The sequence below is a fragment of the Citrobacter sp. LUTT5 genome, assembly GCF_009905315.1.
Taxonomy (GTDB): Bacteria; Pseudomonadota; Gammaproteobacteria; order Enterobacterales; family Enterobacteriaceae; genus Citrobacter; species Citrobacter freundii.
In genome coordinates this window covers 1,745,932-1,771,253 of record NZ_CP047606.1, presented here as the reverse complement: position 1 = coordinate 1,771,253, position 25,322 = coordinate 1,745,932, and the positions used below count along the sequence as shown (strand labels likewise).

Annotated in this window: 22 protein-coding genes; 12 read left to right on the top strand and 10 right to left on the bottom strand. The window is 50.4% G+C overall.

What is annotated here, in order from left to right; translation table 11 throughout:
• Window positions 1-86 precede the first annotated feature (86 nt).
• From cdd to preA, 5 genes are all read left to right on the top strand, one after another.
• A complete protein-coding gene (gene cdd, locus GUC46_RS08295) occupies window positions 87-971 on the top strand; it encodes a cytidine deaminase (protein WP_003027381.1) in 885 nt (294 codons plus the stop codon).
• A 134-nt stretch (window positions 972-1,105) separates the two neighbouring features.
• Complete coding sequence (gene sanA, locus GUC46_RS08290) at window positions 1,106-1,825, top strand: outer membrane permeability protein SanA (RefSeq protein ID WP_003027383.1); 720 nt, start codon at window positions 1,106-1,108, stop codon at window positions 1,823-1,825.
• 2 nt (window positions 1,826-1,827) lie between these two features.
• Window positions 1,828-2,067, top strand: a complete 240-nt coding sequence (locus GUC46_RS08285; RefSeq protein WP_003027385.1) for a DUF2542 family protein — start codon at window positions 1,828-1,830, stop codon at window positions 2,065-2,067.
• Window positions 2,068-2,300: 233 nt separating this feature from the next.
• Window positions 2,301-3,542, top strand: a complete 1,242-nt coding sequence (locus GUC46_RS08280; protein ID WP_071687533.1) for an NAD(P)-dependent oxidoreductase — start codon at window positions 2,301-2,303, stop codon at window positions 3,540-3,542.
• The gene (preA, locus tag GUC46_RS08275) at window positions 3,536-4,771 is read left to right on the top strand and encodes an NAD-dependent dihydropyrimidine dehydrogenase subunit PreA (protein ID WP_160180081.1); all 1,236 of its coding nucleotides are present in this window, start codon (window positions 3,536-3,538) and stop codon (window positions 4,769-4,771) included. The genes GUC46_RS08280 and preA overlap by 7 nt, the downstream gene beginning before the upstream one ends.
• A gap of 57 nt (window positions 4,772-4,828) precedes the next feature.
• On the opposite strand, the gene mglC is transcribed toward preA, so the two are convergent.
• The 6 genes from mglC to folE all read right to left on the bottom strand — a co-directional run bounded on the left by mglC (window position 4,829) and on the right by folE (window position 11,748).
• Entirely contained in the window at window positions 4,829-5,839 is a 1,011-nt protein-coding gene (gene mglC, locus GUC46_RS08270; protein WP_003027393.1) for a galactose/methyl galactoside ABC transporter permease MglC, read from the bottom strand.
• 15 nt (window positions 5,840-5,854) lie between these two features.
• Window positions 5,855-7,375 (bottom strand): galactose/methyl galactoside ABC transporter ATP-binding protein MglA, encoded by a 1,521-nt coding sequence (gene mglA / locus GUC46_RS08265; RefSeq protein ID WP_160180078.1) that lies wholly within the window; start codon window positions 7,373-7,375, stop codon window positions 5,855-5,857.
• A 71-nt stretch (window positions 7,376-7,446) separates the two neighbouring features.
• Complete coding sequence (mglB, locus tag GUC46_RS08260; RefSeq protein ID WP_003027399.1) at window positions 7,447-8,445, bottom strand: galactose/glucose ABC transporter substrate-binding protein MglB; 999 nt, start codon at window positions 8,443-8,445, stop codon at window positions 7,447-7,449.
• 292 nt (window positions 8,446-8,737) lie between these two features.
• On the bottom strand, window positions 8,738-9,763 hold the full coding sequence (galS, locus tag GUC46_RS08255; protein WP_003027402.1) for an HTH-type transcriptional regulator GalS: 1,026 nt from the start codon (window positions 9,761-9,763) through the stop codon (window positions 8,738-8,740).
• Window positions 9,764-9,907: 144 nt separating this feature from the next.
• Complete coding sequence (gene yeiB / locus GUC46_RS08250) at window positions 9,908-11,065, bottom strand: DUF418 domain-containing protein YeiB (RefSeq protein WP_003840115.1); 1,158 nt, start codon at window positions 11,063-11,065, stop codon at window positions 9,908-9,910.
• Window positions 11,066-11,079: 14 nt separating this feature from the next.
• Window positions 11,080-11,748 carry a GTP cyclohydrolase I FolE gene (folE, locus tag GUC46_RS08245; RefSeq protein WP_160180076.1) on the bottom strand — a complete coding sequence of 223 codons (669 nt, stop codon included), beginning with the start codon at window positions 11,746-11,748 and terminating at the stop codon, window positions 11,080-11,082.
• Window positions 11,749-12,070: 322 nt separating this feature from the next.
• On the opposite strand from folE, the gene fghA reads away from it, so the two are divergent.
• Window positions 12,071-12,907 carry an S-formylglutathione hydrolase gene (gene fghA / locus GUC46_RS08240; protein ID WP_160180073.1) on the top strand — a complete coding sequence of 279 codons (837 nt, stop codon included), beginning with the start codon at window positions 12,071-12,073 and terminating at the stop codon, window positions 12,905-12,907.
• Here the strand turns inward: fghA and GUC46_RS08235 are convergent, their stop codons facing one another.
• Together GUC46_RS08235 and GUC46_RS08230 are read right to left on the bottom strand one after the other, a co-directional pair.
• Window positions 12,908-13,297 carry a helix-turn-helix domain-containing protein gene (locus GUC46_RS08235; RefSeq protein ID WP_044711415.1) on the bottom strand — a complete coding sequence of 130 codons (390 nt, stop codon included), beginning with the start codon at window positions 13,295-13,297 and terminating at the stop codon, window positions 12,908-12,910. It abuts the gene before it with no gap.
• The gene (locus tag GUC46_RS08230; RefSeq protein WP_160180071.1) at window positions 13,287-14,657 is read right to left on the bottom strand and encodes an L-serine ammonia-lyase; all 1,371 of its coding nucleotides are present in this window, start codon (window positions 14,655-14,657) and stop codon (window positions 13,287-13,289) included. Before GUC46_RS08230 ends, GUC46_RS08235 begins: the two co-directional genes overlap by 11 nt.
• A 216-nt stretch (window positions 14,658-14,873) precedes the next feature.
• Between GUC46_RS08230 and serB the strand changes: the two genes are divergently transcribed.
• From serB to GUC46_RS08215, 3 genes are all read left to right on the top strand, one after another.
• A complete protein-coding gene (gene serB / locus GUC46_RS08225) occupies window positions 14,874-15,761 on the top strand; it encodes a phosphoserine phosphatase SerB (protein WP_057101371.1) in 888 nt (295 codons plus the stop codon).
• 31 nt (window positions 15,762-15,792) lie between these two features.
• Window positions 15,793-17,115, top strand: coding sequence for an MFS transporter (locus tag GUC46_RS08220; protein WP_160180069.1), 1,323 nt, complete (start codon window positions 15,793-15,795; stop codon window positions 17,113-17,115).
• Between the two features lie 333 nt (window positions 17,116-17,448).
• The gene (locus GUC46_RS08215; protein WP_003840102.1) at window positions 17,449-19,434 is read left to right on the top strand and encodes a ligand-gated channel protein; all 1,986 of its coding nucleotides are present in this window, start codon (window positions 17,449-17,451) and stop codon (window positions 19,432-19,434) included.
• A gap of 64 nt (window positions 19,435-19,498) precedes the next feature.
• Here GUC46_RS08215 and lysP read toward each other — a convergent pair whose 3' ends face one another.
• Window positions 19,499-20,968 (bottom strand): lysine-specific permease, encoded by a 1,470-nt coding sequence (gene lysP, locus GUC46_RS08210; RefSeq protein ID WP_003027419.1) that lies wholly within the window; start codon window positions 20,966-20,968, stop codon window positions 19,499-19,501.
• Window positions 20,969-21,163: 195 nt separating this feature from the next.
• Window positions 21,164-22,045: a DNA-binding transcriptional regulator YeiE gene (gene yieE, locus GUC46_RS08205; protein ID WP_003027421.1), complete on the bottom strand. Its 882-nt coding sequence runs from the start codon at window positions 22,043-22,045 to the stop codon at window positions 21,164-21,166.
• Between the two features lie 178 nt (window positions 22,046-22,223).
• On the opposite strand from yieE, the gene GUC46_RS08200 reads away from it, so the two are divergent.
• The 3 genes from GUC46_RS08200 to GUC46_RS08190 all read left to right on the top strand — a co-directional run bounded on the left by GUC46_RS08200 (window position 22,224) and on the right by GUC46_RS08190 (window position 25,293).
• Window positions 22,224-23,273, top strand: coding sequence for a YeiH family protein (locus tag GUC46_RS08200; protein ID WP_003840098.1), 1,050 nt, complete (start codon window positions 22,224-22,226; stop codon window positions 23,271-23,273).
• Between the two features lie 71 nt (window positions 23,274-23,344).
• A complete protein-coding gene (gene nfo, locus GUC46_RS08195) occupies window positions 23,345-24,202 on the top strand; it encodes a deoxyribonuclease IV (RefSeq protein WP_003027428.1) in 858 nt (285 codons plus the stop codon).
• 2 nt (window positions 24,203-24,204) lie between these two features.
• A complete protein-coding gene (locus tag GUC46_RS08190; protein ID WP_160180066.1) occupies window positions 24,205-25,293 on the top strand; it encodes a sugar kinase in 1,089 nt (362 codons plus the stop codon).
• Window positions 25,294-25,322 lie beyond the last annotated feature (29 nt).

The window sequence follows — 25,322 nt, the reverse complement described above, 5'->3', positions numbered from 1 at the left end:
TGCATACACAATGGGATTTGGATCACATATAAAGCCATAACGGGCCCGTAAACTACGATTCCATTACATTGTTATGAGGCATCGCCATGCATCCACGTTTTCAAACTGCTTTTGCCCAACTCGCGGATAACTTGCAATCAGCCCTGGCCCCTGTTCTGGCGGATGCGCATTTCCCCGCCATGCTGACTGCTGAGCAGGTCTCTTTGCTGAAACGCGAATCGGGACTGGACGAAGACGCGCTGGCATTCGCTCTGCTGCCGCTGGCTGCGGCCTGCGCGCGTACTCCACTGTCCAATTTCAACGTTGGGGCTATTTCTCGCGGCATCAGCGGCAACTGGTACTTCGGTGGGAACATGGAGTTCCTGGGCGCGACCATGCAGCAAACTGTTCATGCCGAGCAAAGCGCTATCAGCCACGCCTGGCTGCGCGGTGAAAAAGGGCTCGCCGCCATCACCGTCAACTACACGCCGTGCGGCCACTGTCGCCAGTTTATGAACGAACTAAACAGCGGACTGGATTTACGTATTCATCTGCCGGGACGTGCGCCACACGTGCTGCGCGATTATCTGCCAGATGCCTTCGGCCCGAAAGATCTGGAGATTAAAACGCTGCTGATGGACGATCAGGATCACGGCTTCGCACTGCAGGGCGATGCGTTGACCCAGGCAGCAATCACCGCTGCCAACAGATGTCATATGCCGTACAGCAAATCCCCAAGCGGCGTGGCGCTGGAGTGTAAAGATGGTCGTATTTTTAGCGGCAGCTATGCTGAAAATGCTGCTTTTAACCCAACCCTGCCACCACTGCAAGGCGCGTTGAACCTGTTGAATCTGAACGGTTATGATTATCCAGATATCCAACGCGCCGTGCTGGCTGAAAAAGCCGATGCGCCGTTAATTCAGTGGGATGCGACGTCTGCCACGCTGAAAGCACTGGGCTGCGACAATATAGAGCGCGTGCTACTCGACTAAGTCGTGTTGCCCGATGGCGTAACGTCATCGGGCAACAGTGACTAAAATCCCCTCAATCAGATTGCTGTTTCTTGCGCTACGTCTTCGGGTAAAGTAGCCTGATTGAAATTCCATCCAAATAACGAGTTTTCTGCATGTTAAAGCGCGTGTTTTACAGCCTGTTAGTCCTGCTAGGCTTGCTGCTTTTGACTGTGCTTGGACTCGATCGGTGGATGAGCTGGAAGACTGCTCCCTACATTTACGACGAACTGCAGGATTTACCCTACCGCCAGGTAGGTGTGGTTCTGGGCACGGCGAAGTATTACCGCACCGGCGTCATCAATCAGTATTACCGCTACCGCATTCAGGGCGCATTGAACGCCTATAACAGCGGGAAGGTAAACTATCTGCTGTTAAGCGGCGACAACGCGCAGCAAAGCTACAACGAACCCATGACGATGCGTAAAGATCTGATTGCCGCAGGCGTCGATCCCGCTGACATCGTGCTTGATTACGCCGGGTTCCGAACGCTCGACTCCATCGTGCGCACCCGTAAGGTGTTCGATACCAACGATTTCATCATTATTACCCAGCGATTCCACTGTGAGCGTGCCTTGTTTATTGCGCTCCATATGGGTATCCAGGCCCAGTGCTACGCCGTACCTTCGCCAAAAGATATGCTCACCGTGCGGGTACGTGAATTTGGTGCCCGTTTTGGTGCACTTGCCGATCTCTACATTTTTAAACGTGAACCCCGCTTTTTAGGCCCACTGGTCCCTATCCCTACCATGCATCAGGTACCGGACGATGCACAGGGATATCCGGCAGTCACGCCTGAACAACTGCTCGAATTACAAAAGAAACAAGGAAAATAAGCATGGATGTACAAACCCTTTTCGTCGTGTTGGCCTTTCTGCTCATTCCCGTGTTTTGTTTTCGTGAAGCCTGGAAAGGCTGGCGCTCGGGAGCCGTAGATAAAATTAAAAAGAATGCGCGCGAACCGGTTTTCGCTTATCGCAATCAAGAGCCGCTGCAATTTTGGTCTTACGTACTGGTTTATGCTGGATGCGGGTGCTTATCCTTCGGTATGGTTATTTACTTAGTTTTTTATCGATAACGCATTTGCCTTTATATTAGCGGTTGAGAATAGCTAATATTTTGATAATAGTTACCATTTCAAGATAAGGGATTAATGCTGCCCGTCAGCATTTCCCTCAAACTATCTTCTATTTGTGAATCCTTTCACAGAATACTCTTCCTGCAGTGCTTAGCCTTAAGAATAGCCTTTCACTTTTTATATTTTGTTATTAACGGTTTGCCTTAATTTACTCAAGCATTAAGGAAGAAAATATGCCACAACAAAATTATCTGGATGAGCTCACGCCTGCTTTTACCCCATTATTAGCAATAAAAGAGGCTTCCCGCTGTTTATTATGTCACGATGCCCCCTGTAGTCAGGATTGCCCGGCGCAAACCGACCCGGGGAAATTTATTCGCTCCATTTATTTCCGTAATTTTAAAGGCGCAGCCGAAACTATCCGCGAAAATAATGCGCTCGGTGCGGTGTGCGCTCGAGTTTGCCCAACCGAAAAATTATGCCAGCGCGGGTGTACGCGTTCAGGAATTGATAAACCTATCGATATTGCGCGTCTGCAGCGCTTTATTACCGATTTTGAACAGCAGACCGCGATGAAAATCTATCGACCGGCAACAAAAACGCTGGGCAAGGTCGCCATTATCGGTGCAGGTCCGGCAGGATTACAGGCCAGCGTAACGCTGAGCAATCTTGGTTATGACGTAACCATCTTCGAAAAACAGGCTCAGCCAGGCGGCTGGTTGCGCTATGGCATCCCAGAGTTTCGTTTGCCACATTCAGTTTTGGATAATGAAATTGCCCGTATCGTTGAAATGGGCGTGACCATCAAGTGCAATTGTGAAGTCGGCAATGCCCTTTCCGTTGAGCAACTCAAAGCAGAATATCGCGCCGTACTGGTTACCCCAGGTATGTCTTACGGCTCAACATTGCCTCTTTTTGAGAAAGCGAATCACGTTGAAATTGCCGTCGATTTTCTGCAACGCGCCCGGCAATCAAGCGGCGATATTACCGTCGCCAAAAGTGCATTGATCATCGGCGGTGGCGACGTGGCGATGGATGTCGCCAGTACGTTGAAACTGCTGGGCTGCCCGTCAGTCACCTGTGTCGCGCGTGAAGAACTGGCTGATTTTCCGGCCAGCGATAAAGAATTCAGCAGCACCCAGGCATTAGGCGTGTCGATTATTGACGGTTTCACGCCCGTGGCGGTAAGCGGAAATCAAGTTACCTTTAAGCACGTACGCCTGCCAGGCGAACTCATGCTAGAAGCCGAGCACATTATTCTTGCCGTCGGTCAACACGCTCAGCTTGATAATTTCGCCACGTTAAAGCCACAGCGCAATCTAATCAATACGCAAAACTACCAAACTGCTGATCCGGTTCTGTTTGCTGCAGGCGATATTGTTGAAGGCGATAAAACGGTCGTTTACGCCGTGAAAACCGGAAAAGAAGCCGCTCAGGCCATTCATCACTATTTAGAGGGAGCTTGCTCATGTTAACGAAATATCTTTCTATTACCTTTTGCGGCGTCAAATTTCCCAACCCGTTCTGCCTCTCTTCCTCCCCGGTGGGCAACTGTTATGAAATGTGCGCCAAAGCCTATGATAGCGGTTGGGGCGGCATTGTTTTTAAAACGATCGGGTTCTTTATTGCGAATGAAGTCTCCCCACGCTTTGACCATCTAACCAAAGAAGATACCGGCTTTATTGGCTTCAAAAACATGGAGCAAATTGCCGAGCATCCGCTGGAGGAGAATCTGGCTGCTATTCGGCGACTGAAACAAGACTACCCGGATAAGGTCCTGATTGCGTCGATCATGGGGGAAAATGAGCAGCAATGGCAGGAACTGGCCCGCCTGGTTGAAGAAGCGGGTGCAGATATGATCGAGTGTAACTTCTCCTGCCCGCAAATGACCTCGCATGCTATGGGCAGCGATGTAGGACAAAGCCCTGAGTTGGTTGAAAAATACTGTCGGGCGGTTAAACGCGGTTCGCCCCTGCCAATGCTGGCTAAAATGACACCAAATATTGGTGATATGTGTGAGGTGGCGCTGGCGGCAAAACGCGGAGGAGCCGACGGCATCGCGACCATCAATACGGTTAAATCCATCACTAATATCGACCTGAACAGGAAAATCGGGATGCCGGTCGTCAACGGTAAATCCAGTATTTCCGGCTACTCCGGCAAGGCAGTTAAACCTATTGCTTTGAGATTTATCCAACAACTACGCATGCACCCTGAACTGCGGGATTTTCCGATTAGCGGCATTGGAGGAATTGAGACCTGGGAAGATGCCGCCGAGTTTTTACTGTTAGGCGCTGCCACGCTGCAGGTGACCACCGGGATCATGCAGTATGGATATCGGATTGTGGAGGACATGATCAGCGGGCTGTCACATTACCTCGCCGATCAAGGGTTTGACTCACTGGAGGAGATGGTGGGTCTGGCCAATGCCAATATCATCCCCGCCGAGGAGCTTGACCGTAGCTACATTGTCTATCCGAACATCCATCTTGATAAATGCATCGGCTGTGGTCGTTGCTACATCTCCTGCTATGACGGCGGGCATCAGGCGATGGAATGGAATGAGGAAACCCGTACACCGCACTGCAATACAGAAAAATGTGTGGGATGTTTATTGTGCGGTCACGTTTGCCCGGTAGCCTGTATTGATCTGGGCGAGGTGAAATTTAAACCCGGAGAGGAAGAACATGCGTTAACGTTGTAACGCAGATAAAAAAGCCCGGTGCAGGTTGCGCTGCACCGGGCTTTTTACGTTGTACGATTACTTCTTACGCGCGTACTTCAGTGAGTCCAGCGCGACCGCGAAGATGATAATGCCGCCCTTGATAATATACTGCCAGTAAGGGTTTACGCCGATGTAGGTCAGACCGTAGTTGATGACGGTGAAGATAATCACACCGGTCACCACGCCAAACACGGTACCTACCCCGCCGCTGAACGACACGCCACCAACCACGCACGCCGCAATCGCATCCAGCTCATACATAAAGCCGAGGTTGTTGGTCGCCGAGCCGATACGCCCGGCTTCCAGCAAACCACCGAAGGCATAGAACACGCCAGACAACGCATAGATAATCAACAGGTTCAGCGCAACGTTTACCCCAGACACTTTCGCTGCTTCCGGGTTTCCGCCGATGGCGAAAATGTTTTTACCGAAGCGGGTCTTGTTCCACAGCACCCACACAAAGGCCACGGCAATCAGCGCGTAGAAGGTGATGTAGGAGAGTCGGAAACTGCCCAGTGCAATAAAGCCCTGTGCAAAGGTTGAAAATCCGCTGTCAAAGCCAGAGATTGGCGATGCGCCGACGAAGTCGTAGTACAGGGAGTTGATCCCGTAAACGATAATCATCGTACCCAGGGTGGTGATAAACGGCGTCACGTTCAGGTAAGCAATGATAATACCGTTCACCAGACCGATAATGGCACCAATCACGCAGACAATCAGCACCACTACAATGATCGGCATCGTCGCCATTTCCGGGAACACCTTGTTGGCATTCTCCATCGACTGCAACAAAGTCGCTGCCACCACTGCCGCCAGGCCAACCTGACGCCCCGCCGACAGGTCGGTCCCTTGGGTAACAATCAGTCCAGCCACACCCAATGCGATAATAATACGCACCGAGGATTGCGTGAGAATATTACTCAGGTTCAGTAAGCTTAAGAAAGTGGGATCCTGGAAAATAATAATCGCCAGCAAAACCAAAAGAACAACGTAAATTCCGCCTTCTTTCAGGTAAGTAAGAAAACTTTTCTTATTTAACGCACTCATGAGGAGCCCCTAATCTTAAAGGTGCAAAGACGCAAGACGGAGGATTTCGTTTTGCGTTGTTGTTTTAGTGTCAACAATTCCGGCAACGAGACCATTGCTCATCACCAGAATACGATCGGTAATACCCAGCAGCTCCGGCATTTCAGAGGAAATAATAATAATCCCCTTATCCTTTTTCGCGAGTTCGGCAATTAACTGGTAAATTTCAAATTTCGCGCCAACATCGATTCCACGCGTCGGTTCATCCAGCATCAGAATTTCTGGCTGCGTTAATAACCAACGACCAATAACCACCTTTTGCTGATTACCGCCAGAAAGTGAACCAATTTGCGTACGATGGCCCGGTGTTTTCACCCTCATGGAGTCAATTACCCACTGGGTGTCACTCTTCATGCGGGAATTATCCAACAGACCGACTTTGTTTTTGTAATTTTGGATATTAGAAATTAACGAGTTAAAACCAATGTCCAGATACGCATAAATACCGGTTGAGCGGCGCTCTTCCGTGACCAGCGCAAAACCATGGTTGATGGCTTCATTTGCACTGTGGTTATTAATCTTTTTGCCGTGTAGCATAATCGTACCCGATGATTTCTCACGAATACCAAAAAGCGTTTCAACAATATCCGTGCGTTTTGCACCCACCAGACCGGCAATCCCGAGAATTTCCCCTTTGTGTAAATCAAACGAGATATCACGAATCGACGGCTGACGCAGCGAGGTCAGGTTACGCACTTGCAGAATGACTTCACCAGGTTTGTTTTCCTTATCCGGAAAACGTTGGTTCAGTGAACGCCCTACCATCATGGCGATGATCTTATCCATATCCAGCCCTTCCAGCGGCTGGGTCGCAATCCATTGGCCGTCGCGTAGTACGGTAATTTCATCACACAGCTGGAAGATTTCTTCCATTTTGTGGGAAATATAAACAATACCGCATCCACGCTCTTTCAGCTTACGGATGATAGTGAACAGATGATTAACTTCTTTCTCGGTTAACGATGACGTTGGTTCATCCATGATGACGATTTTGGCGTCATAGGAGAACGCCTTCGCAATTTCAATCATCTGCATTTGTGAAACGGATAATGTGCCGACGCGCGCACGCGGATCGATATCAATATCCAGTTCATCAAATATCGCTTTGGTATCGCGGTACATTTTTTCCTGATCGACAAACATGCCTTTGGTGGGATAGCGTCCCAGCCACATGTTGTCCATCACAGAGCGTTGTAATACCAGGTTTAATTCCTGGTGTACCATCGAAATACCATTCTCAAGCGCTTCCTTAGCAGAATGAAAATCGATTTCTTTACCCTGAAATAAAATACTGCCGGAATCTTTTTGATAGATGCCGAAAAGACATTTCAATAATGTTGATTTCCCCGCGCCATTCTCCCCCATTAAGGCGTGAATAGAATGCGGGCGGACTTTTAAATTGACATTATCAAGCGCCTTAACGCCGGGGAAGGACTTGTTGATGCCGGTCATTTCCAACAAGTATTCGCCTGACGACTGAGTATGTGTGCTGACCATAATTATACCTTGTTGGCCTTGCAGAGTGCGTTATTAAGGGCGCAATGAAATTGCGCCCACAGACGGAGTATTTACTTATTGGTGAACTCGGCCAGATTATCTTTATCGACACCTACGTACGGAACGCGAACAATCTTGTTCTCAATTTTCCAGTTAGTGCCATCTGCCGCACCTTTGCCATCAGCCAGGTTTTTCGCCAGATCAAAGGTGGCTTTCGCCTGGTTATTAGCATCGTTCAGCACGGTACCGGCCATAGCGCCAGATTTCACCAGCGCCAGTGCTTCAGGCAGGGCATCCACGCCAAATACCGGTACGCTGGTTTTATTGTGTGCCTTCAGCGCTTCAACTGCGCCCATTGCCATCGCATCGTTGTTGGCGATAACGACTTCGATTTTGTTCGCGTTCGGACCGGACATCCACGCATCCATCTTATCTTTCGCCTGAGCGGTATCCCACATTGCAGTATCTAACTGCAGTTGCTCAGTTTTAATGCCTTTGTCGTTCAGCTCTTTAATCACGTAAGTAGTACGTGCTTCAGCATCCGGGTGTCCCGGTTCGCCTTTCAGCAGAACAAACTGAATTTTGCCGTCTTTGTTCAGGTCCCAGTTCGGGTTAGCTGCCCAGTGTTTGGCAATCAAATCACCCTGAATAATACCGGACTCTTTAGAGTCAGTACCGACGTAATACGCTTTGTCATAGCTGTCCAGCGCCTTGCGAGAAGGTTCTTTGTTGAAGAACACGATCGGTACGTTCTGTCCGCGTGCTTTTTCAATGACCGTGCCTGCAGCTGCCGGGTCAACCAGGTTAATCGCCAGTGCTTTAACGCCTTTTGCCAGCAGCACGTCGATCTGATCGTTTTGTTTGGACTGGTCGTTCTGCGAGTCGTTCATCAGCAGTTGTACATCTGGCGCCGCTTTGGCATCTTTTTCAATAGCCTTACGTACCACTGACATAAAGTTATCGTCATACTTATAGATAGTCACACCAATACGGGTATCAGCAGCGTGCGCAGCCGCGCCGAATAACATGCTTGCCATTACAGCAGACAGGGTCAACACCTTCTTATTCATGGTATCTCCGGTTTTATTATGCAGGGTAGTACTTGAGATAAATGCTCGGCAGGCAGAACGTTACTGAAGTGTTACTGAACGCCGAAGCTCACTTTTAAAAATATTTCTTCCGTGTCTGGCAACGCTCCCAAAACAGGCTTTAATTATCGTTTAAGGCAGCTATACCTCGATGAAAGTGATTATTCACCGTTACATAGTAGTTACAGCGCAACAAACAGTGTCATCATAGCTATCGCATTGTTAATATACTGTGAATTTACTCACATATTGAAAGCGGTTACATCGCGCTGCGTTATAAGTTAGTGATCGGTGCCGCATTCTGCCGCAGCGCCACTGAATGGCGACGTACCAGCGTCGGCATAAAGCAATGCGTCGCCTGCGGATCCAACGTGCCAGCCGCGCCCTGTAGTGCAAGTTCCGTCGCCATTTTTGCCATAGAGGCAATGGGATAGCGCACGGTGGTTAGCTGCGGATCGGTGTAACGCGCGATGGGAATATCATCGAAGCCAATGATTGAAAGGTGTAATGGAATAGCGATACCGTTATCTTTTAGCGCGGTCAGTGCGCCAGCTGCCATATTGTCGTTATAAGCGAAGACCGCCGTCAGTTGTAAATTGCGCCCCAGCAATTCCACCATCGCAGACTCTCCGCCCTGCATATCGGGGGAACCGGTGCCGACCCAGCTTTCTGCCGCAACAATCCCCTGCTCTTTCAGAGCAGTTAACCACCCTTCTTTGCGCATGGTGTCATCTTCAATGCGATGGCTTGATGCCAGATAACCGATGCGTTGATGACCATTATTCAGCAACATACGGGTCGCCATTTTAGCGCCGCTGATGTTATCCAGGCAGACGCAACGGTGGGCGTAGCCCGGTACCAGGCGATTGATCAGCACCATGCCGGGGATTTGATCCATAAACTCGGCCAGTTCCCGATCGCTCAGTGCTTTAGAGTGTACAATCAATGCGTTACAGCGTTGGCGAATCAACACCTCAATGGCATGACGTTCTTTTTCCGCCTCATGGTAGCTGTTGCCAATCAGGACATACTTCTGATGCTGCTGGGCAACCATATCCACGGCTTTTACCAGCGCGCCAAAAAACGCATCTGATACATCCATGACGACAACACCAATCGTGTCGCTTACCTGCGTCGCCAGCGCTTGTGCGTTGGCATTAGGTCGATAGCCAAGCTGAGTGACTGCTTTCATTACCGCTTCACGCGTATCGGGACTCACTAGCGCACTGTTGTTCAGTACGCGGGAAACGGTCGCTACAGAAACGCCAGACTGCCGTGCCACATCACGAATGGTTACCATATTCACTGCCCTGTTTTAGATTGCGGCTGCCCGCAGACACCCCAGGCTGGGTATTTTGTCAGCACAATGAAACGGACTGCGTGAGTGATGTCACAGGAATGAAAGCGCTTACATCCATTTTGTTAATGAATGTGATCCAGATCGTTATCTGGATGTTCGCGGTAATGATGTCCCTGCAGCACGCAGGGTTAATTGACGCCACAGCCATTCCACCGGGCCCTGGCGGTAATAACGTAGCCATATCACGGAGAAAAGTAAGTTAATGACCCAGACCGGGATGACGAAATACAGCAGCTCCAGCCGGTCGAATTTCATAAATAAGCCGAATTGATAGAACAGCGTGGTACAGATTAAGGTTTGTAACAGATAGTTGGTTAATGCCATGCGTCCCACACAGGCGACGGCAATGACCCATTTTAAACGGCTAAGCTGCGGCCAGAAACCGTACATCAGCGCGGCGTAACCAATGGTCTGCATCGGCGCTCCCAGCTCTCGCGGGGCTTGTAACAGGAAAGCACACCAGCGGTAGGCCCAGTCCAGATTCCACTGAGCGATGATAGCAGGCAGGTTTATCGCCATCCCAATAATGACCAGCAGCACGCCGGTACGTCGATAGTGCTGCAAACTGTACTGCCCTTTTAGCCAACCGCTGCGCATTAATGCCGCGCCGAGCAGCATCATCCCCGCCAGTTGCCAGCCATACTGAGCACCCAACGCCAGCAAGCTATTGGACATCATATCCACGCGATTGCTGATTGCTTCCATTCCGCCGTTCACTTTCCAGTATTTTTCATACAGCAACGCTGAAGCATCCGGCGTCCAGGCGCGGCTGGTTTCGCTCCCGGAGATCACACCCAACAGCAACAGTACGCCAACGCCCACCAGATACAGCAGCACACCAGTGTTAAATAAGCTTTTTACCGACGGCGCATCCCGGATCAGCCGCCAGCAAATCAGGCCGATCAAGCCATATGCCAGCAGGATATCGCCATCCCAGAAGAGTAAACCGTGAATAAAACCCAATAACACCAGCAGCGTAAGCCGTGACTGGATCCAGCGTTTACCGCGTGGGAGCAGCATTTGCAGACCGGCACCGAACAGCAGCGCAAACAGCGTGAGGAATTTTACCTGCGCAAAGAGATCGAGCAGCGCCCAGGTCCAGGCGTCGGATAAGGTGATGTCGCCATACCACGCAGGATTGAGATATGCCGCCTTTGGCAAGCCAAAGGCGCTAATATTGAGAAGCAGGATACCAAGAATGGCGACGCCACGAATAAAATCCAGCGTGACATTACGCTCCATGGTTCCTGCCCTAATCAGTTGTGATGACGTACTGCGCGCAGGAATTCCTGACGCGTGTTCTGGCTGGACTTAAACAATCCACCAAGAGAAGTGGTGGTGGTCGCACTGGTCGCATCACGAATGCCGCGCGCTTTCACACAGTAATGCACCGCATCAATCGACACCGCCACATTATTCGTCCCGAGCAGCGTTTGCAGCGCGGTGAGAATTTGCTGGGTCAGGCGTTCCTGTACCTGTGGGCGCTGGGCGAAGAACTGCACAATGCGGTTAATCTTCGACAGACCAATAACCGAATCTTTCGGAATATACGCCACCGTCGCTTTGCCATCGATAGTGACAAAGTGGTGTTCGCAGGTGCTGGTCAGCGTAATATCGCGGACCGTGACCATCTCGTCCACCTTCATTTTATTTTCAATGACGGTGATTTTCGGGAAGTTGGCGTAATCGAGGCCGGAGAAAATCTCATCGACATACATTTTCGCAATGCGATGAGGAGTTTCCATCAGACTGTCATCGCTCAAATCGAGATTGAGCAATTGCATAATCTCGGTCATATGGCCAGAGATAAGACGTTTGCGTGTTTCGTTATCCAGCTCTTGCACGGGCGGGCGCAGCGGGGTTTCGAGACCACGCGCAACCAGCGCTTCATGAACCAGAGCCGCTTCTTTACTGAGTGATGACATTTCTTCTTCTCCTGCAGGTGGGGCGCCTCTGCCCTGCATGGGGCAAAGTTTTTAGGCTGTATCACAGCCAGAACATTGTGCGTGAGGCGGCGCACATAATCCAGTATTCACCGCGATAATTATTGAAATTGGCACAGCCTTTTAACTGTAGCAACTTCACTTTCTGTTCAGCCCGGTGACGTTGAGTGTTAATGTAAAGTTATATAGATGATGAAGTATGTTTGCTCAATGCGGAAGTGAAAGTTACTCACAGTGCAATGAATAATCTGTATTATGGTGAGTTCGCAAACACATACAGGTTCAACACAACAAGGAGCCACGCATGGAAATGCTTGAAGAGCACCGCTGTTTTGAAGGCTGGCAGCAACGCTGGCGTCACGACTCCGCCACGTTAAATTGCGCCATGACCTTCAGTATTTTTCTTCCGCCCCCCCGCGATAACGCCCCACCTCCGGTGCTGTACTGGCTGTCGGGCCTGACCTGCAATGATGAAAACTTCACCACCAAAGCCGGCGCACAGCGCATCGCGGCTGAGCTCGGCATTGTTCTGGTGATGCCAGACACCAGCCCGCGCGGCGAGCAGGTTGCCAACGATGATGGCTACGATTTAGGCCAGGGCGCGGGATTTTACCTCAATGCCACTCAGCAGCCATGGGCAACGCATTTTCGCATGTATGACTATCTGCGTGATGAGCTTCCGGCACTGATTCATTCGCAGTTTAATGTCAGCGATCGCTGCGCCATCAGCGGACACTCCATGGGCGGTCACGGCGCATTGATTATGGCGCTGAAAAATCCCGGGAGATACACCAGCGTTTCAGCCTTTGCGCCGATCGTAAACCCTTGTCGCGTTCCGTGGGGCGAGAAGGCTTTTAGCGCTTATCTGGGTGAAGATAAAAGACAATGGGCTGAGTGGGATAGCTGCGCGTTAATGCTGGCCAGTAAGCCCACAGACGCGATTCCGACGCTAATTGATCAAGGAGACAGCGATCAGTTTCTTGCCGATCAGTTGCAGCCCGCAGTGCTGGCCGAAATAGCCCGTCAGACCGCATGGCCAATGACGCTACGCATCCAGCCAGGTTACGACCACAGCTATTACTTTATTGCGTCATTTATTGAGGATCACCTGCGCTTTCATGCCCAGTATTTGCTGAAGTGATCACCAGTAAAGCGTATTTTCTATTGCCGCGCTGTAGCTCATCTCTTCTGACTGCGGCGCGGACGCTTTACGATTTAGATCGGCCGCCTGTTGGCGTACCTGTAATCGCCCCACGCTCTCACCGCCTTCATGACCTTCGTTAAAATTACGCACTTCAGACTCGAATAAGATTGCATCCAGGTGATGCAACTTATTCAGTGCACGCAACAGGGAGATAAGCGTGTCCAGATTGAGGCCGCCGCCTTTCTCAATGCGTTTAATGGTCGCAATGCCGACCTGTGCACAGTCAGCAAGTTGCTGCTGCGTTAGCGCCAGAGAAATCCGCGTTTCTCTGATGCGAGCGCATAATGACAAGATGATTTCATCATTATTCATGGTGTTATATTTCATGCCGCCCTCCCCGATTTTTGGGCTGAATTTTCCCAAGGCAGCCGTGATACGTCTCACGGTACTTCGCGCTCATGTCTTTACCCGTTTCATACATGGCGGCAATCACCTCATCGAGCGAAACGCATGGCTCGCTGACACGGCTCATCGCCATCGTTGCGGCGTTAATCGCTTTTACGGACGAAATCGCGTTTCGTTCGACGCAGGGAATTTGTACCTGCCCGCCAACCGGATCGCAGGTCAGTCCGAGATGGTGCTCCATGGTGATTTCTGCGGCATTCAGCACCTGAGCAACTGACGCCCCCATCATTTCCGCTAATCCGGCTGCGGCCATCGAACTGGCCACGCCGATCTCTCCCTGACACCCAACCTCAGAACCTAAAATAGACGCGTTTTGTTTGAACAGTAGCGCGATGGCGCCAGCGGTGAGGAAAAAGCGGATAACCGATGCGCTATCCAACTTACAGACAAACTTATCGTACCAACTGAGGACCGCAGGGATGATACCGCTCGCACCATTGGTCGGCGCGGTCACCACTCGCCCTCCAGCGGCGTTTTCCTCGCTGACGGCAATCGCAAACGCATTCACCCAGTTGAGGTTGGTGAGAAAGTCGTTAGCAGAGGGTTTCATTGCCAGTAATTTATAGAGCGAGCAGGCCCTGCGCGGCACCTGATACGAGCCTGGCAGTAGGCCTTCAGTATGCAGACCACGATGGACGGCCTGCTGCATTATCGCCCAAACGTACGCGAAATAGTCATGCAACGCCGCCTGGGAATGCACCTGTAATTCATTTTTCATCATTAATGCCGCAACGGATAGTCCATTACGCTGACACAGTTCCTGCAGCTGCGCGGCATTTTGAAACGCAAAAGGAAATGCGTTTTTTTGCGCGGCTCTCTCGGGCGCCGGCTCGCCGGGTTTGCGAACCTGGCCGGCGCCGGTTGAAAACCATGTTTCTTCATACAACGTAAAATAATCATCCCTGGCACGAAACGTCATCGCATAGGGATGGCCAGAATGCGGTTGTTGATTCGGCTTAATCGCGACCGTCACGGTAACTGAAGGAGAAAGCGTCAGGGTGCCGTCCTGTTCAGCACGTTTAATGAGATCCATCTGCTGGCGTAAATCAACATCATCCGGCTGATTGCCCAACAGCCCCAGATAAAGAGCGATATCAACGTTATGACACTTGCGGCTTAATGAGAGCGCGCCGTATAGCTCAACCTCGATTTCTCGCGTTAGCGGTAAGATCTCCTGTAGCTTTAATTGTGAAATGAAGTTAAACGCGGCACGCATTGGCCCTACTGTTCTTGAACTGGAAGGCCCAATGACGACTTTAAAAATATCAATACAACTTTCCATTTTAGACCCATCCCTGTTAGTCAAAATAGAATATACCGCCAGTAGCAACAGACCGTGACGTGTATATCAAAAATGATACCTTTCAGACTTTGTTTATTTATTGGTATAAAAAACAATACTATTTTATCTTTTTTTTAACATTCACATCTGTGATAAAGCAGGATTCAATTGTCACCCTCTACTATTACAATAACCTTAATTTACAGGAGTGACATAATGGCAATTATTTATTTTATTAGTGCAAAAGATCCTGAAAAACTTCAGGCATGGCTGCACAATACATTTCTAAATACCGAGACCAAACAATATCCGTGCGCACTGGAACAATTATCTATAGCCGCATTCAATAAACCGTATTTAAAATTATCAATACCCGATGAAATATTCACCGATGACATATACAAGAAACTAAGGGCTACATCGTTCACTCAGCAATTTGATTTTTTCCTAAAACCGCAAATCATCCCGACGAACGGGATCATCGCCTTTGACATGGACTCGACGTTTATCGAGGAAGAAGGTGTGGATGAGATCGCCCGCGCGCTAGGCATCACCGATCGGATAACAGAACTGACGCAGCAAGCGATGGAAGGAAAACTGGATTTCAATAACAGTTTCACCCGGCGCATCGGAATGTTAAAAGGGACACACATCCATGTCATTAATGCCGTATGCGATCGGATGACGGCCTCTCCCGGCATCACCACCATTTTGCCATTCCTCAAGCAGAAAGGATTTAAAACAGCGATCATTTCCGGCGGACTGGATATTTTCACCCACCGCTTACAACAGAAATATCAGCTGGACTATATATTTTCAAATACCGTTGAAGTCAGTAATGGCATGCTGACAGATAATATTTCCGCGCCAATCATGAATGCAGAAAATAAGCAAAAAACATTGGCCATGATTGCCGACTCTCTGCAGATGCCTCAGCATAATATTATCGCCTGCGGTGATGGCGCCAACGATATTCCCATGCTCACGTATGCTGGCACTGGTATTGCCTGGCGAGCAAAACCCGCGGTCAGAAATTTAATTACAAATCAGATTAATTTTCACGGATTCGAGTCGCTTTTGTTCTTTATCGAAAATGAATTATAACCCCACAAGCACTGTCTGAAGGGAAGATCATATGAGCTTGAAATCATTTATATTCAGCCAGGCTGATAAGCCGATTGTAAAAGAAAAAAAAGAGATTGACCATACTTACAAAAAATTCAGGATAGAGATTATTACCTCGGTTTTTATCTCTTACGCGGTCTTTTATTTAACACGTAAAAACTTCTCAGCCGCCATGCCGGCCATGCTGTCAGATACCACTCTGACCGCAGAAGATTTTGCCATCATGTCTTCACTGTTTTACATCCTGTATGGCTCAATGAAGTTTGTTGGCGGCATGCTGGTTGATAAAATCAATCCAAAAGCCATGACCGGCCCGGTGCTCATTGGCGTGGGGATCGTTAATATTCTGTTTGGTTTTTCCGACAGCGTTGCCGCGTTTTATGTGTTGTACAGCCTCAATGCTATCCTCCAGGGCACCAGTTTTCCACCAATGGCAAAGATCATGGCATCCTGGTTTTCCAAGAATGAACGCGGACGTTGGTGGGCGGTCGTTGAAGCGGCGCATAATATTGGCGGTAGTCTCGCCCCACTGCTGACAAGTTTCGCGATTGTCTGGAGCGGTAGCTGGAAAATGGGTTTTTATGTACCGGGCGCAATCTCCTTGCTGATGGGGATCGTAGCGCTCTTTACGATTAAAGACCGTCCCGGGACCTTAGGTTTGCCTAACGTTGGCGAATGGCGTAAGGATCCAACAGAGCTTGCCCAAGTGAAAGCCAGTCCGGTAAATCTCTCCTTTTGGCAGATTTTCGTCAAATATATCCTGATTAACCCATTAGTGTGGATTATTATCATTGGCGATATGTCCGTTTATATTGCCCGCACCATCCTCAATGACTGGCCGCAAATTTACTATTCTCAGGTACATGGCTGGAGCCTGATTAAAGCCAACTCCATTATCTCGTGGTTTGAAGCCGGTGGACTTGCCGGAGGGTTACTGGCGGGTTACTTATCTGACTTTATGTTTAAAAGTAACCGCTGGATGACAGGCTTAATATTCGCATTAATGCTGTGCGTATGTATTACCTTAATCCCACTGGTTCAGGATACCTCATATACCATTACGGCCATTCTCTTCACCATTATGGGTTTCGCCCTGTACGGGCCGCATATGCTTTTTGCCGTAGGTTGTCTGGACGTCACTCACAAAGATGCGGCGGGATCGATAACTGGCTTCCGCGGATTGTTTAGCTATGTCGGCGCGGCGTTAGCGGGCGTACCGGTGATATTAGTGAAGAACAACTGGGAGTGGTCTGGAGTCTATCTCTATGCCGTGATCGCAATCCTGTTAACCACCTTGTCACTGGCCTTACTCGCCAAATTCCATCGACTATAAGCCAGCCATAACAGGACAGTGGCGCCATCGCCGCTGTCTTTCGGTTGGGTTCTTTCAGCGTCAAAAAGGTGTCCATCTTCTTCATCCCTCCATCATTCCTTCACTTTTTCTCCTTTTTTCTTCCTTCACTATCTTATTGATTAAAAAAGTATTTCACCCCAAATCAAATCAAACACAAATGATTTCTATTATCATTTGTGTTTACAAATATTCATACTTTTGTACAATCCTCCCGCTTCTTTACTGAAAAGAGTCCTTAAAAGACAAATATATACAATTGTCATGGCCTTTCACATGACGCGCAGTTTGATTCATTTAAATGGAATGATACAAATGACTATACCTCACGTTAAGGCTGTAGCTGCCGCAGTATGCGTCGCCAGTCTCCCATCACTCGGCTATGCCGCTGAACAAGATACCGTGGTAGTTACCGCTACCGGCTTTGAGCAGAAAATTCAGGATGCCCCGGCTTCGATATCTGTTATTACCAAGCAGCAGATTGAGGACAAAGCCTATCGCGATGTCACCGATGCGCTAAAAGATGTCCCTGGCGTCGTCGTCACCGGCGGGGGGAGCAGCAGCGATATCAGTATTCGCGGTATGGCTTCGCAATACACGCTCTTCCTGGTCAACGGTAAACGCATCAGCACTCGCGGCACACGTCCTAATAGCGACAACTCAGGTATTGAACAAGGTTGGCTGCCGCCGCTTGAATCCATCGAGCGTATCGAAGTCATCCGTGGCCCGATGTCATCCCTGTACGGCTCCGACGCGATGGGCGGTGTCATTAACGTCATCACCAAGAAAGTGTCGAATACCAAAGCCTGGACCGGTTCTCTGCACGGCGATGCCACTTTCCAGGAAGACAGAGACTCTGGCGATATTTACCAGACCAACGCCTATGCGTCTGGGCCACTGATTGACGGATTACTTGGCGCGAAGGTGACCGGGTTATTCTCCCATCGGGCGGAAGATAAAATCCTCAATGGCTACAATGAACAGCGTATGCGTAACGGGGGCTTAACCCTGAACTTTACGCCAGACGATAAAAACGATATCGATTTCGATTACGCACGTGAATTGCAGGATCGCGACAGTACCCCAGGCAAATCTATGGCTGAGGAAAACTGTCGTAACGGAAGCTGTAAGCCGAACAGCAAAAGCGAAAGCAAGTATGTGCACACCACATATTCACTAACCCACAGCGGTTATTACGACGACTTCAACTCCACCAGCTATGTCCAGCAGGAAGAGAGCGAAAACCCGGGTCGCCAGATGAAGTCCTACAACACGATTTTCAATAACCAGAATCAGGTATTCCTTGGAGCGCATACCCTGACGCTAGGCGGGCAATACCGTTATGAAAAACTGCGCGATAACGGCAACCAGCTGCAAGCGGCTGATGGGCTGAACAAACTGACCCGCTGGAGCTGGGCGTTGTTTGCTGAAGATGAATGGGCCGTTACCGATACCTTTACGCTGACCGGCGGTCTGCGTATGGATAAGGATGAAAACTACGGTGACAACTGGACGCCACGCGGCTATGGCGTATGGCATCTGAGCGATCAATGGACCTTAAAAGGCGGCGTTTCAGCGGGCTACCGTGCGCCAGACCTGCGCCAGTCATCAGCAAACTGGGGACAGGTCACCGGCGGCGGTCGTCTGAACGGAATCATTGTCGGCAACCCGGACCTGAAGCCGGAGAAAAGCCTCAGCGAAGAAATCGGCTTACTGTGGGATAACGGCGATAACCTCAACGCGGGCGTCACCCTGTTCAATACCGACTTCAAGAACAAAATCACTGAAGTGCGCCGTTGTAACAGCAGTTCCGATCCGGCCTGCACCATCGGCAATACCCATTATGACTTCGTCAGCGATCGCGTTAACGTCGATAAAGCCAATATGCGTGGCGTAGAATCCACCTTCGGCTGGAAAATAACCTCTGACGTCAACTGGACGGCGAACTACACTTACACGGAATCTGAACAGAAAAGCGGTCAGTTCTCCGGCCAGCCATTGAACAAAATGCCGAAGCATATGTTTAACACGACGCTGGACTGGCAGGCCACGCAGGATCTCGGTTTCTGGAGCCGCCTGAATCTGCGTGGAAAAACGTCTGAATACCTGAGCCGTACTTCCATGGCGCAGGGTACGCCGTCCTATACGCAGGTCGATGTGGGTTTACGTTACTATGCCACCAAGGATTTGTTGATGACCGCTGGCGTGTATAACGTGCTGGATAAGCAAATCGATTACGATACCTACGACACCGTTCTCGATGGTCGTCGTTACACGGTTGGCATGACTTACAGCTTCTAAGTTTGACGCAATAAAAAACCCCGGCACTCATCATGCCGGGGTTTTTGTTATGCTTTTTATACTGTTATTTCTTCACGCGACCCGGGAATTTCATTTCGCTGTAGCGGACAAAATGGGTTCCTTTGGTCAGCTTATAGCCAAACCAGATAATCAGGAACAGCGGGATACCAATATAGGTAGCCATCACGCCGCCCCAGTCAATGCTGTCTTTCAGGAACGCTTCGTAGTTCTGGCCGAGAGTGATAATCAGGCACAGCACAAAGGCGAAGATCGGACCCAGCGGAAAGAAGCCAGAACGGTACGGCAGATCCTTCACATCGTGGCCCTGCAGCACATAACCGCGACGGAAGCGATAGTGGCTAATGGCGATCCCCAGCCAGGCGATAAAGCCCGTCATCCCGGAAGTATTCAGCAGCCACAGGTATACGGTCTGATTGCCAAACATCGAGGTCAGGAAACACAGCCCCGCCACCACGGTGGTCGCATACAGCGCGTTACGCGGTACGCCGCCACGAGACAGTTTACCGAAAATACGTGGCGCTTTACCGTCACATGCCAGGGTGTAAAGCATACGCGTGGAAGCGTACATCCCGGAGTTACCTGCAGACAGCACCGCCGTCAGGATAACTGCGTTCATTACCGCTGCCGCGGACAGCAGACCCGCATGCTGGAATACCAGCGTGAACGGGCTAACGCTGATGTCTTTCACATCGTTGCGCAGCAGGCTTGGATCGGTGTACGGAATAATCAGGCTGATAATCAAAATCGCGAACACATAGAACAGCAGGATTCGCCAGAATACCTGACGTACCGCACGTGGAATGTTCTTTTCAGGATCTTCAGATTCACCTGCCGCGATACCGATAAGCTCCGTCCCCTGGAAGGAGAAGCCGACGATCATCGCCACGCCAATCATCGCAGCAAAACCACCGGCAAACGGTGCATCACCGGTCGTCCAGTTGCTCCAGCCCACCGGCTGAGCGCCTTTGAAGATACCGAAAATCATCATTACGCCAACTACGATGAAGATAATGACGGTGGTAACTTTGATCAGTGAGAACCAATATTCCGCTTCACCAAATCCGCGAACGGAAATGTAGTTCAGCAGGAAGATCACGCCGAGGAACAGCGCACTCCAGATCCAACCCGGCGTGTCCGGGAACCACCAGCTCATCACCAGCTGTGCGGCCACCAGGTCAACGGCAATCGTTACCGCCCAGTTGTACCAGTAGTTCCAGCCCAGCGCGAAGCCAAAGCCTTCTTCTACGTAGTTCTGACCGTAGGTGGAAAACGAGCCAGAAACCGGCATATAGGCCGCCAGTTCACCGAGGCTGGTCATCAGGAAATACACCATCAGACCGATCAGAATATAAGAGAACAACGCGCCGCCAGGACCCGCTGCAGAAATAGTTGCACCAGATGCAACGAAAAGACCTGTACCGATGGAGCCTCCAATGGCAATCATCGTCAGGTGACGCGCCTTCAGTTCACGACGTAGCGTGGGCGCTTCTGTGGTTTTAGTTTCGGAAACCATGTGAAAATGCTATCCATCCAAAAAATGAGGCGCGATTGTAGCAGACGAAACGGCATTCTTCCGGCACAAATGCGCTGTTATAAGAGACCTTCATGACTGGCCGCGGATTATAAGTAAAGCAGAAAATAGAGGGTGCAAGGCGGTTAAAACGTAACCGCCATTATGCAAAAAGGAGTCATTACGACAGTGAACGTCCTATTCCCCCTGCTCTACCTGGTCGCTGTAGCGCAAAAAGCGCGTAATGGCATTGGAGATATGTTTTTGTCGATGATGAACACGCCACAGCGTGCGGACCAAACGCGGAAGCGGCACAGGAACTTCGCTCAGCGTTCCCGCCTGTAACTGCTCGGCAATGACCCGCCGTGACAAACAGCTGATCCCGAGGCCATGGCGCACCGCATGCTTAATGGCCTCGGAGTTACCCAACTCCATTGCCATCTGAAATCTCGGCAAATGAGACAACAGCAGGTAATCCACCAGTTCACGCGTACCCGATCCTCGTTCACGCAGTATCCACGGCGAAGCAGCCAGTTGTTCCAGCGTAACGGGTCCCTTTGTAAGCGGTGACGACGGTGCGGCGAACACCACCAGCTCGTCTTCCAGCCACGGTTCAGAGATAATTTCCGTACTGTGACACGGCCCTTCAATCAGCCCGATGTCTACCCGGAAATCCAGCACCGCATTGATCACGTCCTGGCTGTTGCCCACGCTAAGCTCCAGCGGCAAATCAGGGAAATCATGCCGATAGCGGGCGATCATGGCAGGGAGAATATAGTTGCCAATGGTGCTACTGGCATAAACCCGGATAGCGCCATTATCTTCGCGGAAAAGCTGTTCGATTTCGGTCGTTTGCTCGAGTAGCGCCAGCGCCCGTGGGTAGAGCAAGCGCCCGTGTTCGTTGACCACCAGTCGTTTACCAACACGGTCAAACAGTTGCACGCCGAGTTGCCCTTCCAGATCGGTAAGTGCCGCACTCACCGCCGACTGCGACAATGCCAGCATGACAGACGCCTGGGTCGTTGAGCCGCTTTTTAATACCTCAGCAAACACTTCAAGTTGTCGCAGGGTGATATGCATAGTCGTTTTCCACCGGATAACCGTTACTTATACCCTAAATAATTCGAGTTGCAGCCAGCGCACATGCAACCTGAAGTATGACGGGTATACCACTTATATAGATTAATTATAAATATATAATCAATTTTATTTTTAAACCACTTCGCCGTACTCTTTTACCCAGATAAAGGAGAAGGATATGACAGAACTCACCTTGCAGACTCATCGTCGTACAGCGTGGCATTTTATTCCGGGGCTCGCCCTGAGTGCAGTTATCACTGGGGTCGCCTTATGGGGTGGATCCATTCCCGCCGTTGCAGGTGCCGGGTTCAGCGCCCTCACCTTAGCAATCTTGCTGGGGATGGTTCTCGGCAACACCGTCTATCCGCACATCTGGAAAAGCTGTGACGGCGGTGTGCTGTTTGCTAAACAACATTTATTACGTCTGGGGATCATCCTCTACGGCTTCCGCCTCACCTTCGCGCAAATTGCTGACGTCGGCGTCAGCGGTATCGTGATTGATGTGTTAACGCTAAGCAGTACCTTTATGATTGCCTGTTTCCTGGGGCAAAAAGTGTTTGGTCTGGACCGCCACACCAGTTGGCTGATTGGCGCGGGGAGCAGCATTTGTGGTGCCGCCGCCGTGTTGGCAACCGAGCCGGTAGTGAAGGCGGAAGCCAGTAAGGTAACCGTCGCTGTCGCCACCGTAGTGATCTTCGGTACCATCGCTATCTTCCTGTATCCGGCAATGTATCCACTGCTGGCACACTGGTTTAGCCCGGAAACCTACGGCATTTACATTGGTTCCACCATGCATGAAGTGGCACAGGTAGTGGCTGCCGGGCACGCCATTAACCCGGATGCGGAAAATGCCGCAGTTATTGCCAAAATGCTGCGCGTCATGATGCTGGCACCGTTTCTTATCCTGTTGGCCGCCCGCGTTAAACAGCTGTCTCCGGCCTCCGGTGGTGAGAAGAGCAAAATCACCATTCCGTGGTTTGCCATCCTGTTCATTGTGGTCGCGATTTTTAACTCGTTCCACTTTCTGCCGCAGTCGATAGTGAACATGCTGGTAACACTGGATACCATTTTGCTGGCAATGGCGATGGCCGCACTGGGGCTGACCACTCACGTTAGCGCCCTGAAAAAAGCCGGTGCTAAACCGTTACTGATGGCCCTGCTGCTGTTTGTCTGGCTGATTGTAGGCGGTGGCGCGATTAACCTCGCTATCCACGCGCTGATGGCATAAACGAGCACGACTCACCTCCATTAACCCGCTATACTTCCTCCTTTTGCATTTGAGTATGGCGGGTTTAATTTATGAAATACATCGGAGCGCACGTAAGCGCCGCTGGCGGTCTGGCTAACGCCGCTATTCGAGCCGCAGAAATCGAAGCGACCGCATTCGCCCTGTTCACCAAGAATCAGCGTCAGTGGCGTGCCGCGCCGCTGACCACCGAAATCATTGATGATTTCAAATCTGCCTGCGAGAAGTATCACTATACTTCCGCGCAAATCCTGCCTCACGACAGCTACCTGATTAACCTCGGTCACCCGGTCAGCGATGCGCTGGAAAAATCGCGTGACGCGTTTCTTGACGAAATGCAACGCTGCGAACAGCTTGGCTTATCCCTGCTTAACTTTCACCCGGGTAGCCATTTGATGCAGATTCCGGAAGATGAATGTCTGGCGCGCATTGCGGAATCGATCAATATCGCCCTCGCCCAGACCCAGGGCGTTACGGCGGTCATTGAAAATACCGCCGGACAGGGCAGCAACCTTGGCTTTAAGTTTGAGCACCTGGCCGCCATTATCGACGGCGTAGAAGATAAATCCCGTGTCGGCGTCTGTATTGATACCTGCCACGCCTTCGCGGCCGGTTACGATTTGCGATCCGTTGAGGAATGCGAAAAGACCTTTGCGGAATTTGAACGAATTGTCGGCTTCAAGTATCTGCGCGGTATGCACCTGAACGACGCCAAGAGCACGTTTGGCAGCCGCGTTGACCGTCACCACAGCTTAGGTGAAGGCAATATTGGCCACGATGCCTTCCGTTGGATCATGCAGGACAATCGTTTTGACGGCATTCCGCTGGTGTTGGAAACCATTAATCCAGATATCTGGGCAGAAGAGATTGCCTGGCTGAAAGCCCAGCAAACTGAAAAAGCGGTGGCCTAATCATGAACGACAGGGAAAAGCAGATCCTTAAGATCTTGCGCCGCAATCCGTTGATTCAGCAGAATGAAATCGCCGATATTTTGCAGATCAGCCGTTCACGCGTCGCTGCGCATATTATGGATTTAATGCGTAAAGGCATGATCAAAGGTAAAGGTTATATCCTTACCGAACAGGATTATTGCGTGGTTGTCGGTGCTATCAACATGGATATCCGGGGTGTTGCAGACATCCATTATCCGCAGGCAGCCTCTAACCCTGGCAGCATTCATTGCTCAGCAGGCGGTGTAGGACGTAACATCGCCCACAACCTGGCGCTGTTGGGCCGCGACGTACATTTAATTTCCGCTGTTGGCAGTGACTTCTATGGCGAAACATTGCTGGAACAAACGCGTCAGGCTGGGGTTAACGTTTCCAGCTGCATTCGTATGCATGGACACAACACCTCAACCTACCTGTCGATCGCTAATCAACAGGAAGAGACCGTACTGGCCATTAACGATACCCATATCCTGCAACAATTGACGCCGCAGTTGCTTAACGGTTCGCGAGATTTGATTCGCCATTCCGGTGTCGTACTGGCCGATTGCAATCTGACCGCCGAAGCCATTGAGTGGGTCTTTACTATTGCCGATGATATTCCGGTATTCATTGACACCGTTTCAGAGTTCAAAGCGGAAAAAATGAAAACCTGGTTTACGCGTATTCATACGCTAAAACCCACGCAGAAAGAGCTTGCGATTTTATGGGGCCAACCTATTCATACTGATGCGGATCGCGTACTGGCCGTCAATAGCCTGCATCAGCAAGGGGTAAAACGCATTTTTGTCTGCCTGGAAGATGAATCCGTTTTTTGCAGCGAAAAGGACGGCGAACAGTTTTTATTGACGCCGCCTGAGCATACGGTGGTAGACAGTTTTGGTGCCGATGACGCTTTTATGGCGGGATTACTGTACAGCTTTCTGGAAGGCAGTGAGTTTCGTGAAAGCGCGCGCTTTGCCATGGCCTGCGCAGCATTATCGCGGGCCAGCGTCAGTATCAACAACCCAACGCTCTCTGCGGATAACGCTCTGTATTTGCTGCAAACAGCTTGAATGTCTGCCGGATAGCGCTACGCTTATCC

What these genes read in the sequence shown, in the direction of transcription:
- GUC46_RS08190 (WP_160180066.1), top strand. Translation starts at nt 24,205, where the DNA reads ATGAACGACAGGGAAAAGCAGATCCTTAAGATCTTGCGCCGCAATCCG.
- GUC46_RS08285 (WP_003027385.1), top strand. Translation starts at nt 1,828, where the DNA reads ATGGATGTACAAACCCTTTTCGTCGTGTTGGCCTTTCTGCTCATTCCC.
- mglA (WP_160180078.1), bottom strand. Translation starts at nt 7,375, where the DNA reads ATGGTCAGCACACATACTCAGTCGTCAGGCGAATACTTGTTGGAAATG.
- lysP (WP_003027419.1), bottom strand. Translation starts at nt 20,968, where the DNA reads ATGGTTTCCGAAACTAAAACCACAGAAGCGCCCACGCTACGTCGTGAA.
- sanA (WP_003027383.1), top strand. Translation starts at nt 1,106, where the DNA reads ATGTTAAAGCGCGTGTTTTACAGCCTGTTAGTCCTGCTAGGCTTGCTG.
- yieE (WP_003027421.1), bottom strand. Translation starts at nt 22,045, where the DNA reads ATGCATATCACCCTGCGACAACTTGAAGTGTTTGCTGAGGTATTAAAA.
- fghA (WP_160180073.1), top strand. Translation starts at nt 12,071, where the DNA reads ATGGAAATGCTTGAAGAGCACCGCTGTTTTGAAGGCTGGCAGCAACGC.
- yeiB (WP_003840115.1), bottom strand. Translation starts at nt 11,065, where the DNA reads ATGGAGCGTAATGTCACGCTGGATTTTATTCGTGGCGTCGCCATTCTT.
- folE (WP_160180076.1), bottom strand. Translation starts at nt 11,748, where the DNA reads ATGTCATCACTCAGTAAAGAAGCGGCTCTGGTTCATGAAGCGCTGGTT.
- preA (WP_160180081.1), top strand. Translation starts at nt 3,536, where the DNA reads ATGTTAACGAAATATCTTTCTATTACCTTTTGCGGCGTCAAATTTCCC.
- mglB (WP_003027399.1), bottom strand. Translation starts at nt 8,445, where the DNA reads ATGAATAAGAAGGTGTTGACCCTGTCTGCTGTAATGGCAAGCATGTTA.
- galS (WP_003027402.1), bottom strand. Translation starts at nt 9,763, where the DNA reads ATGGTAACCATTCGTGATGTGGCACGGCAGTCTGGCGTTTCTGTAGCG.
- nfo (WP_003027428.1), top strand. Translation starts at nt 23,345, where the DNA reads ATGAAATACATCGGAGCGCACGTAAGCGCCGCTGGCGGTCTGGCTAAC.
- GUC46_RS08280 (WP_071687533.1), top strand. Translation starts at nt 2,301, where the DNA reads ATGCCACAACAAAATTATCTGGATGAGCTCACGCCTGCTTTTACCCCA.
- cdd (WP_003027381.1), top strand. Translation starts at nt 87, where the DNA reads ATGCATCCACGTTTTCAAACTGCTTTTGCCCAACTCGCGGATAACTTG.
- GUC46_RS08215 (WP_003840102.1), top strand. Translation starts at nt 17,449, where the DNA reads ATGACTATACCTCACGTTAAGGCTGTAGCTGCCGCAGTATGCGTCGCC.
- mglC (WP_003027393.1), bottom strand. Translation starts at nt 5,839, where the DNA reads ATGAGTGCGTTAAATAAGAAAAGTTTTCTTACTTACCTGAAAGAAGGC.
- GUC46_RS08235 (WP_044711415.1), bottom strand. Translation starts at nt 13,297, where the DNA reads ATGAAATATAACACCATGAATAATGATGAAATCATCTTGTCATTATGC.
- GUC46_RS08230 (WP_160180071.1), bottom strand. Translation starts at nt 14,657, where the DNA reads ATGGAAAGTTGTATTGATATTTTTAAAGTCGTCATTGGGCCTTCCAGT.
- GUC46_RS08200 (WP_003840098.1), top strand. Translation starts at nt 22,224, where the DNA reads ATGACAGAACTCACCTTGCAGACTCATCGTCGTACAGCGTGGCATTTT.
- GUC46_RS08220 (WP_160180069.1), top strand. Translation starts at nt 15,793, where the DNA reads ATGAGCTTGAAATCATTTATATTCAGCCAGGCTGATAAGCCGATTGTA.
- serB (WP_057101371.1), top strand. Translation starts at nt 14,874, where the DNA reads ATGGCAATTATTTATTTTATTAGTGCAAAAGATCCTGAAAAACTTCAG.